This is a genomic window from Roseovarius indicus (assembly GCF_008728195.1).
Classification (GTDB): domain Bacteria; phylum Pseudomonadota; class Alphaproteobacteria; order Rhodobacterales; family Rhodobacteraceae; genus Roseovarius; species Roseovarius indicus.
In genome coordinates this window covers 4,320,679-4,335,505 of sequence record NZ_CP031598.1, presented here as the reverse complement: position 1 = coordinate 4,335,505, position 14,827 = coordinate 4,320,679, and the positions used below count along the sequence as shown (strand labels likewise).

Here is a 14,827-nt window from a genome sequence, read left to right as displayed (position 1 = left end):
CGGCTGACCGGCGCGGCTGTCGAAGATGGTCCGCGCCACCGGAGCGGCGCGAACCCCGATCAGGACGGCTCAGAAGCCGGCTTTGATCTCTTCGAACATGGCGTTCATCTTGGTTTCCCATTCCTGCGACTGCGGGATCTGGAAGTGACCCGCCTGCAGGATGTCGGCCGGCGTCTTGCTGAGGCCCAGCTCGGACAGTTCTTCCTCACTGAAAGAGTCGAAGGACTTGATGTTCGAGTGGCCGTAGCCGTAGTCGCCGATCATGAACTTGCCGGTCTCGACGCTGAGCAGCGAGTCGATGACATCATAGGCGCGGTCGGGTTTCGGCGCGTCCTTGTGCATCATCAGGCCGCAGACCCAGGTCAGCGCGCCTTCCTTGGGATCGGCGAATTTCACGTCGACGCCTTCGGATTTCAGCAGGGCGGCCGAGCTATTCCATGTCATCGCGGCGACAAGTTCGCCCGAGGCCAGCGCCTGTTCCAGCGTGGTGGTGTCGTCGGTGTAGGTGCGGATCAGCGGACGCTGTTCACGCATGACCGCGGCAATCTTCTCGAAGGCTTCCGGGGTATCGAGCTCTTCGAACGGGATGCCGGCCTTGATCGCGCCGACCCACCAGGCATCGGCCCCGGCGGCGAGGCTGCCCAGCTTGCCCTTGTATTCTTCGTTCCAGAGCATGTCCCAGCTCTCTTCTTCCACGTCGACGAGGTCGGCGCGGTAGGTGATGGAGGTCTGGCCCCAGTCGAAGGGCACCATCCAGACATTGCCGTTCTCGGCATCGTTGCCGGGCAGGTCCACCAGCGCGGGCATCACGTCGCCCCAGTGCTCGAGCTTGGAGGTCTCAACCGGCTGGAACAGGTCGCTGGCCACCCAGCGCGGCAGGGCCTGGTTGCAGGGGTGCGAGACGTCGACGACGAAGCCGCCGCGCATCTTCGTCAGTGCTTCTTCCGAGCCGCCGAAGATCGAGAAGTTGGGTAGTTCGCCGTGCTTCTCCTGGTATTCGCCGAAGAGCTCGGGAATGTCGTAGCCGCCCCAGGTGAAGTAGGTCGCCTGATCTTCCGGCGCGGCCATCGCGCGGCGGCCGCCCATCGGCACGGCCGTGACCGCGACGCCGGCGGCGAGAAGTGATTTCGTGAACGCGCGGCGGCTCATCTTGCCTTCGCGCATGGAACCGAGTTGGTCCAAGACATCCATTGGTGATCTCCCTGTTTTTGTCGGCCTGTTGGCGGCCGTCGTCTGGATTTTGTTGTCTGTCCCTATCGCGCGATTGGCCGCGCGGATGGGCGTTTTTTATTGTAGTGGCACCCCCTTGGCAGCGGCCGTTTCGGGCCAAAACCAATTGAATACTCATTCAATGGATGAGTTGCTTTGCGCTGCGAGTCAATACAATATTCGGGTATCGGCGCGGCGTGGCGCGTGGGTGCACAATGATTGGGCAGGCAGGGAGCGGATGATAAAATCAAGGGATTTCAGTGGGTTAATTTGCCTCACATCGGCCTGGAAAGATTGTTTCACGCGGACGGGCCAGGTGGTGCCTGCCTTGGGCCGGGGCCGTCGGGGTGGGTGACTCGGACGGGCCTGCGTACGATATCGTACCGCTTTCTCGGGCCGAGCTGGTGCTTGAGACGCCGCGCCTGATCTTGCGGCCGCTGGCCGACGATGCCGCCGATCTGGCGCTGTCGATCCGGCTTTTCACCGACCCCGAGGTGGTGCGCTATGTCTGCGATGTCTTCCCGGAAGAGGAGCTTGCCGAGGAGATGCCGGTGATCACCCGGCGGGGCGCCGGCGGGCGGATCGGGATCTGGACCGTGACGCGCAAGGATACGGGCGAGAAGATCGGGTCGTCGATCCTGTTGCCGCTGCCGGTGGAGGTGGATGACACCGACTGGTCGCTGGTGGTGCCGGAGCGGTATCCGGACGCCGAGATCGAGGTGGGCTACATGCTGGTGCCGGAGGCCTGGGGGCAGGGGTTTGCGACGGAGGCCTGCAATCGCGTGCTGGAGTTTGCTTTCGAGAAGACCACCTTGGATGAGGTGAAGGCCACAACAGACCCGGGTAACGTGGCCTCGCAGCATGTACTGACGAAATGCGGGATGCGGCATCAAGGCATGCGGCGGGCCTATGCCTGCGATTGCCTCGGGTTCTCGGTCACGCGGGCCGAGTGGGAGACACAGCGCCGGGCCTGTTGATGGTTTCGGGCGGCAACAAGGAGAGTACGAGATATGACAAAGACTGGAGTGATGCGGCTGGAACCGGCGGGCCCGGTAGGGGAGGGGCTTGAGCCGATGGAGGTGGACCCGAGCGGGTTCGCGCCGGGCTCGGACGTGCCGGAACAGTCGATCCATGCGTATTTCGCCGATGAGAGCATCGGACTGACGGTGGGCGTGTGGACGACGACGGGCATGACCGAGAAGCCGGGGCCTTACCCGGGTGACGAGTTCATGTACCTGCTGGAAGGTCGGCTCGACATGGTGGATGGCGATGGCGAGGCGGTGCCGGTGGAAACGGGTCAGTCTTTCGCGGTGCGCAACGGAATTCCGGTAAGCTGGACACAGGAGGCGCCGTTCCTGAAGAAGTTCTTCCTGTTGTTGCATGACGAGAAGAAGCCGGTGCCGGATATCGACAGCGCCAAGGGCGGGGTCGTGGTGATGGACCCGATGGCGCTCGAGGCGAAGCTGGAACCGGAGGCGGAGAATATCGGCGGGGGCGAGCAGCGGGATGCGCTGGCGTTCACCAACGATGCGGGCACGATGACCGTGGGCATGTGGGAAACGACGCCGTTCGAGACGGAGAAGGCGCCGTTCTCGGTGCACGAGTTCTGCCAGATCCTCGAAGGTGAGGTGGTGATCACCGACGAGGAGGGCACGGAGCACCGGTTCGGGCCGGGCGAGGTGCTGTTCATTCCGAAGGGAACGGTGTGCAGCTGGAAGTGCGATGTGCCGCTGAGGAAGTATTACGCGATCGTGGATATGTGAACCGGCTGTGGGCTGGCGGCCTCAGGCCAGCTCGCCTTCCAGCCCGCGGATCAGTACGCGCAGCCCGAAGTCGAATTCGGCGTCGGGGTCGACGCGGCCGATCTCATCGATGAGGCCGGACATGGCCGGGAAGTCGCCGGAGGAGAGGCTGTCGATGAACTCGGCCCGGTCGCTTTCGTCGAACGTGTCGAGCCAGCCGGTGATCTCGTCGACGGCGAAGGCCTCGGTATAGGCCAGCAGCACGCGGACCCCGCGCACGGCCGTGGGGCCGGGGAAGCCGGCGTTCAGCAGGGTGGCGTGGAAGGCCTCGTGCAGGCGGTGTTCGGCGGGCACCCAATCTTCGTAGAGCTCGTAGATGCGGAAGGTGCCCGGGTGGCGTTTGGCCAAGGCGCGCAGGGCGGTGCAGAGGGCGCGGATGTCGGCCTGCCAGTCGCCCGAGGGATCGGGGATGTCGACCTCGGCCATCAGGGATTGCAGCACCTCGTGGATCAGGGTGCTGCGGCTGGAATGGTGGTGGTAGATCGCCATCGGGTCGACGCCCAGGTCGGCCGCCAGCTTGCGCATGCTGAAGCCCTTTTCGCCCTCGCGGTCGAGCATGGCCATGGCCGCCTCGATGATCTTTTCCCGCGTCAGCCGCTCGCGTTTCGCCATGGGGTGACCTCCGGTCTTTTGACAAACTCTACGGTGTAGAGTATTGATGAATTCTACACCGTAGAGGAATCATAGGAGGGGAAGGCCATGACGTCACGCGGAAAGGGCGAAGGTTTTGACCGCCGGAGGTTCCTTACCCTGTGCGGCGCGGCGGCGCTGGCGCCGGGACTGGCGCGGGCGGCGAGTGATTTGTCCTCGGATACGGACGTGGTGATCGTCGGAGCCGGCGCCGCCGGGATATCGGCGGCGCATGCGCTGGCCGGCGAGGGGGTGCGTCATGTGCTGATCGAGGCGGGCTCGCGCGTCGGCGGGCGAGCCTTTACCGAGAGCGAGACCTTTGGCGTGCCGTTCGACCACGGGGCGCATTGGGTGCAGAACCAGGAGCGGAACCCGTATTTCAACCGCGCCAAGGCGAGCGGGCATCGGTTTTACAAGGCGACGGAGGCGTACCGGATTTTTCGGGACGGGGCCGAGGTTTCGGAGGCCGAGGCCGGGCGGCTTTGGGAGGTTTGGGACGAGGTTTACGGCGCCATTACCGAGGCCGGGAAGGCAGGCGAGGATGTGTCGGCGGCGTCGGTGTCTCCGTCAGGAGATGAGTGGGCGCAGACGGCGTGGTTCGGGATCGGGCCTTGGGAGATGGGCAAGGACTTGAAGGACTTCTCCTGTGCCGATTGGTGGAACTCGGCGGATAGCGTGGATTGGTATTGCGCCGAAGGGTACGGGACTTTGGTGGCAGAACATGCGGCTGGGTTGACCGTCGCGCTGGAGACGCCGGCGACGCGTATTCGTTGGGGTGGCCAGGGCGTCGAGGTGGAGACGCCGCGCGGGACGGTCCGGGCGAAGGCGGTGATCGTGACGGTCTCGACGGGCGTGCTGGCCGCTGAGGGGATCGTGTTCGAGCCGGCGCTGCCGGTGGAGACGCAGGAGGCGATCCACGCCATCCCGATGGGGGATTACAATCACATCGCGGTGCAGCTTTCCGAGGATATCTTTGGCATGGGGGAGGATGGGTATCTTCTGCATCATGTCGGTGAGGATGGCGAGGCCTTCGGAGCGCTGACCAATGCGAGCGGAACGGGGTTGGCCTATTGCGATGTGGGCGGGTCGTTCGCGCGGGAGCTGGAAGAGGCCGGGGAGGAAGCGGCGGTCGATTTCGTGATGGGCAAGCTGCGGGGGATGCTGGGCGGTGACGTGGACCGGCATTTCGTGAAGGCGACAGCGACTGCCTGGACGGCGGACCCGCTGTTCCGGGGCTGCTATGCCTCGGCCGCGCCGGGGGGCTACCCGATGCGAGAGGTGTTGCGGCGGCCGGTGGGGGAGCGGGTGTTCCTGGCTGGCGAGGCGTGCCACGGGGATCTGTGGGCGACGGTCGGGGGGGCCGACCTGTCGGGGCGCGATACGGCACGGGCCGTGGCGTTGGCGGTGGCGGGCTGACGTGGGTCAGGCGAGGCGCTGGCCGGTTTCGGGTGAGAAATAGCGAAGCGCGCCCGGGGTGGGGCTGAGCGGCATGACCTCGCCCGGCTGCGGAAATTCGGTGCCGGTGATGCTGGCCACCAGCTCGGTTTGCGTCCCTTCCAGCACGCCATGCACATTGGCCGTGGCGCCGAGGCGCTCGACGACCTGCACCTGAAGGGTCAGCGGGCCACTGCTGCCGGGGGTCAGGTGTTCGGGGCGGATGCCGACGGTGAGAGGCCCGACGGCGGGGCGGTCTGGAGAGATGGTGTGACCGGTTTCGAGGGTGATGCCGTCGCCGGTGACGGTGCCGGGCAGGAAGTTCATCGGCGGCGAGCCGATGAAGCCCGCGACGAAAACGGAGGCGGGGTTCTCGTAGATTTCGAGCGGCGGACCGGCCTGTTCGATCTGACCGGCGTTCATGATGACGAGCTTGTCGGCGAGGGTCATCGCCTCGAGCTGATCGTGGGTGACGTAGATCGACGTGGTGCCGAGGCGCTGTTGCAGGGCGCGGATTTCCACGCGCGTTTTCACGCGCAGCTTGGCGTCGAGGTTCGAGAGCGGTTCGTCGAAGAGGAAGGCGGTGGGGTCGCGGACGATGGCGCGGCCCATGGCGACGCGCTGTCGCTGGCCGCCGGAGAGCTGGCGTGGCTTGCGGTCGAGGAAGTCCGAGAGGCCGAGGGTTTTCGCGGCCTCGTGGACGGCCGCGTTGATCCTGTCCTTCGGCTCGCCCCGGTTGCGCAGGCCGTAGGCCATGTTGTCGTAGACCGTCATGTGCGGGTAGAGCGCGTAGTTCTGGAAGACCATCGAGATATCACGCTCGACCGGTTCGAGATCGTTCACGCGGCGGCCACCGATGCTGATGTCTCCTCCGGTGACGGTTTCCAGCCCCGCGACCATGCGCAGAAGCGTGGACTTGCCGCAGCCCGAGGGGCCGACCAGCACGCAAAGCTCGCCCGCCGCGATGGAGAGGGAGAGGTCGGGGATGACCTCGACCCCACCGGGATAGACCTTGCGGACGTGTTCGATGGCGATGTCTGACATGGTTCTTACTTCTCAGTTTCGACGAGGCCGCGCACGAAGAGGCGTTGCATCCCGATGATGACCGCCACGGGCGGCAGCATTGCGAGGATCGCGGTGGCCATGATGAGGTTCCAGAGCGGTTGTTCCTCGCCCGCGTTGGCCATGCGCTGGATGCCCATGACGACGGTGTAATAGCTTTCATCCGTGGTCACGAGGAGCGGCCAGAGATACTGGTTCCAGCCATAGATGAAGAGGATGACCGACAGGGCGGCGAGGTTGGTGCGGGAGAGCGGGATGAGGATGTCGCGGAAGAATTTCATCGGCCCGGCACCGTCGACGCGGGCGGCCTCGGTCAGCTCGTCGGGGACGGTCATGAAGAACTGCCGGAAGAGGAAGGTGGCGGTGGCCGAGGCGATGAGGGGGATGGAGAGGCCGGCATAGGAGTTCAGCATGCCGAGCTGGGCCACGACCTCATACGTGGGCAGGATGCGCACCTCGACCGGCAGCATGAGGGTGATGAAGATCGTCCAGAAGGCCAGCACGCGGAAGGGGAAGCGGAAATAGACGATGGCGAAGGACGACAGCAGCGAGATGGCAATCTTTCCGGCCGTGATGGCGATGGCCATGACGGCGGAGTTAAAGAGCATGAGGCCGATCGGTGGCGCCCCGGCGGAGGAGAGCCCTTCGCCGAGCACCTGGGCGTAGTTGGCGAAGAACTCGCCGCCCGGCAGGAGGGGAATGCCGCTGCCGACCTCGCGTGCGGTGTGGGTGGAGGCAATGAAGGCGACGTAGATCGGGAAGACGAAGAGCGCGGCGCCGAGGATCAGCAGCCCGTGCTGGACGATGTTGAGGACGGGGCGGTTTTCGACCATCTCAGTATTCCACCCGGCGTTCGATATAGCGGAACTGGATCGCCGTGAGGGCGATGACGATCACCATCAGCACCACCGATTGCGCGGCCGAGGAGCCGAGGTTGAGTCCTTCGAAGGCGTCGCGCCAGACCTTGTAGACAAGGATGTTGGTGGCGTTGCCCGGGCCGCCGCTGGTGGTGGCGTGGACGACGCCGAAGGTTTCGAAGAATGCGTAGACGAGGTTCACGACCAGCAGGAAGAAGACCGTGGGCGACAGGAGCGGAAGCTGGATCGTGAGGAAGCGTTTCACCGGGCCCGCGCCGTCGATGGCCGCCGCTTCGGTGAGCGAGCGGGGGATGGCCTGAAGCCCGGCGAGGAAGAAGAGGAAGTTGTAGCTGACCTGCCGCCACGCGGCGGCGATGACGATGAGGGCCATGGCGTCGGAGCCGCTGACGTAATGGTTCCAGTCATAGCCCAGCCCGTCGAGCGCGTAGGCGATGATGCCGATGGTGGGGTTGAAGAGGAACCACCACAGCACGCCCGCCACGGCGGGGGCCACGGCGTAGGGCCAGATGAGCAGGGTGCGGTAGGTGAGCGAGCCGCGCAAAACGCGGTCGGCCATGACGGCGAGGATCAGTGCGGTCAGCATCGACAGGGCGGTGACCAGCGTGCTGAAGAGGATCGTGGTGATGAAACTGTCGAGGTAGAGCGGGTCGGCGAAGAGGCGGGCGAAGTTCTTCAGGCCGACGAATTCGGTCCGCAGGCCGAAGGCGTCCTGCCGCAGGAGCGACTGGTAGATCGCCTGGCTGGCGGGCCAGAGGAAAAAGACGATTGTGATGAGGATCTGCGGCGCAATCAGCGCGTAGGGCAGCCAGCGGTGCCGGAAGGTGACTCTCTTGGCGCGCAATGCGGGGCTCCGGTCGTTGATCGTGCGGAAAGCGGCCCGGGCGCGCCGGGCCGCTTTCTGGTTGGCGTTTCGTCAGGATCAGCTGTTGGTGTCCTGGAACTCGCGAAGCAGGTCGTTGCCACGGTCGGCGGCATTGTCGAGCGCCTCGTTGGCAGTCTGGTCTCCGGCCCAGAGGGCTTCGAGCTCTTCGTTGATGATGTCGCGGATCTGGACGAAGTTGCCGAAGCGGATGCCGCGAGAGTTCTCGGTGGGCTCGTTCAGCGAGAGTTGCTTGATCGCGGTGTCGGTGCCGGGGTTCTCGTCGTAGAAGCCCTGTTCCTTCGACAGCTCGTAGGCTGCGGTGGTAATCGGCACGTAGCCCGAGGACTGGTGCCAGTCGGCCTGTACTTCGGGGGTCGACATGTAGTTGAAGAACTCGGCAACGCCCTGGTATTCGGCGTCGTCATGGCCTTCGAGTACCCAGAGGGTGGCGCCGCCGATGATCGAGTTCTGGGCTTCGTCGCGGACCGCGGTGTTGACGGGCAGCATGGCCTGGCCAAACTCGAACTCGGCCTGTTCGGAGATACCGGCATAGTAGGCCGAGGAGTTCATCCACATGGCACATTCGCCCGTGGTGAAGAGCGGGAGGGAGTCGCCGCGGCGGCCGCCGTATTTGAACATGCCGTCGGCTTGGCTGTCGGCGATACGCTGAAGCAGCTCGGTCAGGTCGGTGCTTTCGTTGAAGACGAACTCGGTGTCGAGACCGGCGAAGCCGTTCTGCTGGGTGCCGATGGGCTCGTCATGCCAGGCGAGGTAGTTTTCCAGCATGACCCACGATTGCCAGCCGAAGGAGAAGGCGCAGTCGGCGCCGTTTGCTTTCAGCTTTTCGGCGGCGGCGAACATGTCGTCCCAGGTCTGGGGGACCTCTTCGACACCGGCGGCGTCGAGCATGTCCTTGTTGTACCACATCACCGGGGTGGAGGAGTTGAAGGGCAGCGACAGAAGCTGGCCTTCGGGGGTGGTGTAGTAGGATTTCACGGCCGGCAGGTAGGCGTCGGCATCCCAGTCGATGTCGGCGTTGCCCATCACCCCGTAAACCGGCTTCACGGCGCCCTGGGCGGCCATCATGGTGGCGGTGCCCACTTCGAAGACCTGCACGATATGTGGCTGCTCGCCCGCGCGGAAGGCGGCGATCGCGGCGGTCATGTTCTCGGTGTAGTTGCCCTTGTAGGTGGGCACGACTTTGAACTCGTCCTGCATCTCGTTGAAATCGGTGGCGATCTCTTCAACCTTTTCGCCGAGGGCGCCGCCCATGGCGTGCCAGAAATTGATTTCGGTCTGCGCCAGCACGGGCGAAGCGGCAAAGGCCAGCGACGCGGCAAGGGCGGCGATGGAAGTATGGGATTTCATCGTCGGTCTCCGAAGAAGTCTAATGTTGGGATGCCGCGCGGATGCCCGGCTTGATGTGGCGACAAACAAGCACGCGGCCCGGGAACTCTCAAATGAAGGTTTTATAACATAACCGCCCGGTCCGGTGCGGTGGCCGGCAGGGGTGTCGGAGCGCGTTTGACAATTCTGACAAAACAACTCAAGTTCTTCGCGCCAGCCAGTCCGGTGATTCCGGATCAGCCATGCCACATGCGACCCGTTGCCGGCGTAGCCGGACACACGGGTGCGTGTCAGCGATCAAGACCCACCAGCCGGAGCGGCCCATGTCAGTTGTATTTCCCGGCCTGCCGAAGGATGCGCGGGCGGTTCCGCAAGGGGCCGGAGACGTGTCCGAGACCGAAACCCCGGCCTATTTCGCGAATGACCTTACCCAGGACGGGAAGCTCGCGTTCATCTGCCACCAGGACCAGATCTATACCCTGCGCATCACCCGCGCGGGCAAGCTGATCCTGACCAAGTGACCCCATCAGAGGAGACAGTTCCCATGACCCACCCCAAGCTCAGCACCAGCGCCCTTGCTCTTGGCCTCGCGCTCGGCCAGGCCGGTCTTGCCGCGGCCGACACGGCCAAGGCGGATGTCCTGACCACATATGCCGACATTGCCGCGGCCAAGTACGAGGACAGCCTGACCACAGCCAAGCGGCTGCAATCGGCGGTCGATGCGCTTGTGTCCGACCCCTCGGCCGAGGCTTTGAGCGCGGCAAAGGAGGCCTGGCTGGCGGCGCGCGTGCCCTATCAGCAGACCGAGGTGTACCGGTTCGGCAATGCAGTCGTGGATGACTGGGAGGGCAAGGTGAATGCCTGGCCGCTCGACGAGGGGCTCATCGATTATGTCGATGCGGCCTATGGCGGGCCGTCGGATGCCAACGAGCTGGCGGCGTTGAACGTGGTGGCGAACGAGAGCTTCACCCTGTCGGGGGAGGAGGTCGACGCATCCGAGATCACGCCGGAGCTGCTGGAAGGCACCCTGCACGAGGCCGACGGGATCGAGGCGAACGTGGCGACGGGCTATCACGCCATCGAGTTCCTTCTGTGGGGGCAGGACCTGAACGGGCACGAGCCGGGCGCGGGCAACCGGCCGTGGACGGATTATGCGCAAGGTGAGGACTGCACCAACGGCAATTGCGACCGGCGGGCCGAGTACCTGACGGCGGCGACCGACTTGCTGGTGTCCGACCTCGAATGGATCACCGCGCAATGGCAGGAGGGCGGCGAGGCCCGCACGGCGCTTATGGAAGACGAGAATGCCGGTTTGTCGGCGATCCTGACCGGCATGGGCTCGCTGTCCTATGGCGAGCAGGCGGGCGAGCGGATGCGGCTTGGCCTGATGCTGAACGATCCCGAGGAGGAGCATGACTGCTTCTCGGACAACACCCATAACAGCCATTACTATGACGGGCTGGGCATTCAGAACGTTTACCTGGGCGAGTATGTGCGCACCGATGGCACGGTGGTGAGTGGCGCGTCGCTGTCGGACATGGTGGCCGAGATCGACGAGGCGCTCGATGCCGAGATGCAGGGCAAGCTTTCGGCGACGATGCGGGAGCTGGGGCAGATCAAGACGGCGGCCGAGGCCGGGTTTACCTACGACCAGATGCTCGAGGCCGGCAACGACAAGGGCGAGGCGCTGGTGATGGGCGGCGTCGATGCGCTGGTCGACCAGACCCGCTCGATCGAGCGGGTGGTTTCGGCGCTGGGGCTCGACGGGATCGAGTTCGAGGGGTCGGATAGCCTCGACAATCCCGGGGCGGTTTTCCAGTAAGGCCCTGTTATCGGGCGGTTACCTTGGCAGCCCCGGGTTCGCGCCCGGGGCTGCGGCATTTTGAAACCGCTTCGGGATTTGATACCCGACAAAAAAGCTCGTATCGCTTTGCAGCAGACCCCGCGCGACATCACCTGAGACCCGGGACAGACACCAATGAGACATTCCTCGATCCTTCGTTCGCTGGCCGGCGCCGGGCTTGTGCTTGGTCTTTCCGCCGGCGGGTTCGGTGCCCATGCCGGCGTGCTGGACGAGCCGCATCTGCGGATCGTGCCGCGCACCGAGGCCGAGAAGGAGAGAATTGGAAAGGTGCTGGCGGCGCCGGAGGATTTTTCCGCCGCGCAGGCCTTCGAGGAGATGTCGGCCGGGGCCGCCACGGTGCGGCCGCGCAACAATGCCGACGCGTTTTCCCAGCCCTCGGGCAACATGCCCTTTGCCGATGAGCTTGATTTCAAGGTGGGCAACGGGCTTTTCCGCAAGCTGTGGGTCTCGTCACCGTCCTCGACGCTGGCGTCGGATGGGCTGGGGCCTTTGTACAATGCCCGATCGTGTCAACGGTGCCATCTGAAGGATGGGCGCGGGCACCCACCGGAGGGGCCAGAGGATACGGCGGTGTCGATGTTCCTGCGCGTCTCGGTGCCGGGGGGCGAGGAGCAGGCGATGGCCGAGATCGAGGATTACATATCGACCTCGCCCGAGCCGACCTATGGTGCGCAATTGCAGGATTTCAGCCTGCCGGGGCACAAGGCCGAGTATCGGCTGGATGTGGGCTATGAGGAGCGGGAGGTGGCGTTGTCGGGCGGTGAGGTGGCCAGCCTGCGGGTGCCCACATACGAGGCGGCGGACCTTGGGTATGGTCCGCTGCACCCTGACGCGATGCTGAGCCCGCGGGTGGCGCCGCAGATGATCGGGCTGGGCCTGCTCGAGGCGATTCCGGCGGCGGATATCATGGCCAAGGCCGACCCGGGCGATGTAGATGGCGACGGGATATCGGGGCGGCCGAACATCATCTGGTCGCTGGAATACGACATGCCGATGCTGGGCCGGTTCGGGCACAAGGCCGGGGCACCGACGGTGAAGCACCAGACCGCCTCGGCCTTTGCCGGGGATATCGGGATTTCCAACCCGCTGTTTCCCGACCCCTGGGGCGAATGCACCGCGGCGCAAGCCGCGTGTCGTGCCGGGCCGCATGGCGATGGGGACGACCGGGTATATGAGATTGATGGCGAGGGGCTGGACTTGGTGACGTTCTACAGCCGCAACCTTGCCGTGCCGGCGCGGCGGGATGTGTCGGAGGCAGAGGTTCTGCGGGGCAAGGAGGTGTTTTACGACACGGGGTGCACGTCGTGCCATACGCCAGCTTACGTGACGCACCGGCTTGAGGATCAGCCGGAGCAGAGCTTTCAGCTGATCTGGCCCTACACGGATATGTTGCTGCATGACATGGGCGAGGGGCTGGCCGACAACCGGCCCGAAGCCCGCGCGACGGGCCGGGAATGGCGCACCGCGCCGCTGTGGGGCGTGGGGATGACCGAGCGTGTGTCGGAGCATACCTATTTCCTGCATGACGGGCGGGCGCGGTCGCTTCTGGAGGCGATCCTGTGGCACGGGGGCGAGGCGCAGGCGCAGCGCGATGCCGTGGTAGAGATGGCACCGGAGGATCGCGCCGCGCTGATCGAATTTCTGGAGAGCCTGTGATGAAGCATGTGTTTGCCGCCCTGTTGATGGCCGTGCCGCTGGCTGCGCCCGCACAAGAACGGGCGGAGGTGATCCGCGGGATCGTGGCCGAGGATATCGTGGGCGGGTTTGCCGAGCTGGATGAGAGGGCCGCGGACATGGTGCAGGCCTCCGGGCAGGATTGCACGCATCCGGGGCTGCACGAAAGCTATGCCGCCGCGTTTTCGGCCTGGGTGCGGGTGAGCCACCTGCGCTTCGGCCCGTCGGAGGCGGAGAACCGGGCCTTTGCGTTGGCCTATTGGCCCGATCCGCGGGGGCGGACGGCGAAGGCGATCCGAAAGATGCTGGCGGATGGGGACGAGGATCTGCTGTCGGCCGAGGCCTATGCCGACATGTCGATCGCGGCGCGCGGGTTCTATGCGCTGGATTACCTGCTTCACGAGGAGGACCTGGCGACGATCGGGACGCCGGGGTATCGCTGTGCGCTGGTGCGGACGATCGTGGCGGACATCCATGGCACCACGGGCGAACTGGCCGAGGCATGGGGCGCCTTTGCGCCGAAGCTGACGGAGCCGGGGCCCGACAGCCCGTATCGCTCGGAAGACGAGGTTTTGCAGGTGCTCTACAAATCGGCGAGCACCGGACTGGAATTCGCCTCGGATATGCGGCTGGGCCGGCCCCTGGGCACGTTCGAGCGGCCGCGCCCGAACTGGGCCGAGGCGTATCGCTCGGGTCTGAGCCTGCGGCTGTTGCAGGAGGCGGTGCGCGGCGCCGGCGGGCTGGCGTTGCGGCTGGCGTCGGGGAATGCGGTCTTGCAGGACCGGCTTCGGGCGGAGCTGGAGGCTTTCCAGACGGATGCCGAGGCGCTGGACGATCCGGTTTTCGCCTCGGTCGCCGACCCGATGGGGCGGTTCCGCGTGGAATCGCTGCGGACCGATGTGCAGGACATTCGCGAGATCGTGCAGGGCGAGCTTGGCCCGGCGCTGGGCGTCTCGGCGGGGTTCAACTCGATGGATGGAGACTGACGCCATGCCCACGCGACGCAGCTTTCTGACCGGTTTGCTGGCCTCGGGGTTGGCGCCCTATGCCAGCTGGGCCGATGCGGGCAGCCCGGCCTACCTGGCGGCGGCGAAGGTGCCCTCGGGCGGGTTCGCGCTGTTCGGGCTGAGTGCGGCGGGAGCGCGGCTGTTCGAGATCCCCCTGCCGGGGCGAGGCCATGCGGCGGCGGCGCATCCGAGCCGGCCTTTGGCGGTGGCCTTCGCCCGGCGGCCGGGGCATTTCGCGCTGGTCATCGACTGTGCGACCGGGGAAACGGTGCGGCGGCTCGACACGCCCGACGGATCGCATTTCTACGGGCACGGCGTGTTCTCGGCGGATGGCGGGGTGCTGTTCACCACCGAGAACGATTATGAAAACGGTCGCGGGATGATCGGGGTCTGGGATGCCGCCGGCGGCTTTGCGCGGCTGGGCGCCATCCCCTCGGGCGGGGTCGGGCCGCACGAGCTGCGGCTGATGCCGGATGGCGGAACGCTGGTGATCGCCAATGGCGGAATCGAGACGCACCCGGATGCGGGGCGGCAGAAGCTGAACATTCCCTTCATGCGGCCGAACCTGAGCTACGTGTCTTTCGATGGCGCGCTGGCGGACCAGGTGGAGCCGCCGGAGGATTGGCACAAGAATTCGATGCGGCACATCGCGGTGAATGGCGACGGGCTGGTCGCGATTGCCTGCCAGTGGCAGGGGACGATGACGGAGGTGCCGCCGCTGCTGGCGACGCATCGGATGGGGGAAAAGCTGGAGTTCCACGCGCTCGGGCCCCGCGCGGAGGCCGAGTTGCAGGGCTACCTTGGCAGCGTGGCATTTTCGGGCAGCGGTGACGAGATCGCGGTGACGGGCCCGCGCGGTGGGATGGCGTTTGTCACCGATGCCGATGGGCGTGTGAGCCGGCGGCTCGATCAGCGCGATATCTGCGGCGTGGCGCCGGGGCAGGCCGGGTTCGTCTTTACCACCGGCGAGGGCCAGGTTCTGGCGGATAGCGGTGCGGCGCATGACATGGCTACCCATGACTGCGCGTGGGACAACCACCTGGTTCCCATCATCTGAG

General features: G+C 65.5%; 14 protein-coding genes. 8 read left to right on the top strand and 6 right to left on the bottom strand.

Annotated elements, in window-relative coordinates; translation table 11 throughout:
• Positions 1-69: 69 nt before the first annotated feature.
• Positions 70-1,191, bottom strand: coding sequence for an ABC transporter substrate-binding protein (locus RIdsm_RS20970; RefSeq protein ID WP_057818444.1), 1,122 nt, complete (start codon positions 1,189-1,191; stop codon positions 70-72).
• A 365-nt stretch (positions 1,192-1,556) separates the two neighbouring features.
• Here RIdsm_RS20970 and RIdsm_RS20965 point away from each other — a divergent pair, with 365 nt between their 5' ends.
• Together RIdsm_RS20965 and RIdsm_RS20960 are read left to right on the top strand one after the other, a co-directional pair.
• Positions 1,557-2,186: a GNAT family N-acetyltransferase gene (locus RIdsm_RS20965; RefSeq protein ID WP_160325870.1), complete on the top strand. Its 630-nt coding sequence runs from the start codon at positions 1,557-1,559 to the stop codon at positions 2,184-2,186.
• A 33-nt stretch (positions 2,187-2,219) separates the two neighbouring features.
• Positions 2,220-2,972 carry a cupin domain-containing protein gene (locus RIdsm_RS20960; protein WP_074940248.1) on the top strand — a complete coding sequence of 251 codons (753 nt, stop codon included), beginning with the start codon at positions 2,220-2,222 and terminating at the stop codon, positions 2,970-2,972.
• 21 nt (positions 2,973-2,993) lie between these two features.
• Here RIdsm_RS20960 and RIdsm_RS20955 read toward each other — a convergent pair whose 3' ends face one another.
• Entirely contained in the window at positions 2,994-3,623 is a 630-nt protein-coding gene (locus tag RIdsm_RS20955) for a TetR/AcrR family transcriptional regulator (protein WP_057818449.1), read from the bottom strand.
• A gap of 87 nt (positions 3,624-3,710) precedes the next feature.
• Here RIdsm_RS20955 and RIdsm_RS20950 point away from each other — a divergent pair, with 87 nt between their 5' ends.
• Positions 3,711-5,057: a flavin monoamine oxidase family protein gene (locus tag RIdsm_RS20950; RefSeq protein WP_057818452.1), complete on the top strand. Its 1,347-nt coding sequence runs from the start codon at positions 3,711-3,713 to the stop codon at positions 5,055-5,057.
• A 6-nt stretch (positions 5,058-5,063) separates the two neighbouring features.
• Here the strand turns inward: RIdsm_RS20950 and ugpC are convergent, their stop codons facing one another.
• From ugpC to ugpB, 4 genes are all read right to left on the bottom strand, one after another.
• On the bottom strand, positions 5,064-6,119 hold the full coding sequence (ugpC, locus tag RIdsm_RS20945; protein WP_057818454.1) for a sn-glycerol-3-phosphate ABC transporter ATP-binding protein UgpC: 1,056 nt from the start codon (positions 6,117-6,119) through the stop codon (positions 5,064-5,066).
• Positions 6,120-6,124: 5 nt separating this feature from the next.
• Positions 6,125-6,970: a sn-glycerol-3-phosphate ABC transporter permease UgpE gene (ugpE, locus tag RIdsm_RS20940; protein ID WP_057818456.1), complete on the bottom strand. Its 846-nt coding sequence runs from the start codon at positions 6,968-6,970 to the stop codon at positions 6,125-6,127.
• Between the two features lies 1 nt (position 6,971).
• A complete protein-coding gene (gene ugpA, locus RIdsm_RS20935) occupies positions 6,972-7,856 on the bottom strand; it encodes a sn-glycerol-3-phosphate ABC transporter permease UgpA (RefSeq protein WP_057818458.1) in 885 nt (294 codons plus the stop codon).
• 78 nt (positions 7,857-7,934) lie between these two features.
• Complete coding sequence (gene ugpB / locus RIdsm_RS20930) at positions 7,935-9,245, bottom strand: sn-glycerol-3-phosphate ABC transporter substrate-binding protein UgpB (protein WP_057818460.1); 1,311 nt, start codon at positions 9,243-9,245, stop codon at positions 7,935-7,937.
• 302 nt (positions 9,246-9,547) lie between these two features.
• On the opposite strand from ugpB, the gene hemP reads away from it, so the two are divergent.
• The 5 genes from hemP (at position 9,548) to RIdsm_RS20905 (ending at position 14,826) form a co-directional block, all read left to right on the top strand.
• Positions 9,548-9,745: a hemin uptake protein HemP gene (gene hemP, locus RIdsm_RS20925; protein ID WP_057818462.1), complete on the top strand. Its 198-nt coding sequence runs from the start codon at positions 9,548-9,550 to the stop codon at positions 9,743-9,745.
• 23 nt (positions 9,746-9,768) lie between these two features.
• Complete coding sequence (locus RIdsm_RS20920; RefSeq protein WP_057818464.1) at positions 9,769-11,046, top strand: imelysin family protein; 1,278 nt, start codon at positions 9,769-9,771, stop codon at positions 11,044-11,046.
• 156 nt (positions 11,047-11,202) lie between these two features.
• Positions 11,203-12,744: a di-heme oxidoreductase family protein gene (locus tag RIdsm_RS20915; protein WP_057818466.1), complete on the top strand. Its 1,542-nt coding sequence runs from the start codon at positions 11,203-11,205 to the stop codon at positions 12,742-12,744.
• The gene (locus RIdsm_RS20910) at positions 12,744-13,748 is read left to right on the top strand and encodes an imelysin family protein (protein WP_057818468.1); all 1,005 of its coding nucleotides are present in this window, start codon (positions 12,744-12,746) and stop codon (positions 13,746-13,748) included. The genes RIdsm_RS20915 and RIdsm_RS20910 overlap by 1 nt, the downstream gene beginning before the upstream one ends.
• 4 nt (positions 13,749-13,752) lie before the next feature.
• Positions 13,753-14,826 (top strand): DUF1513 domain-containing protein, encoded by a 1,074-nt coding sequence (locus RIdsm_RS20905; protein WP_057818470.1) that lies wholly within the window; start codon positions 13,753-13,755, stop codon positions 14,824-14,826.
• Position 14,827 lies beyond the last annotated feature (1 nt).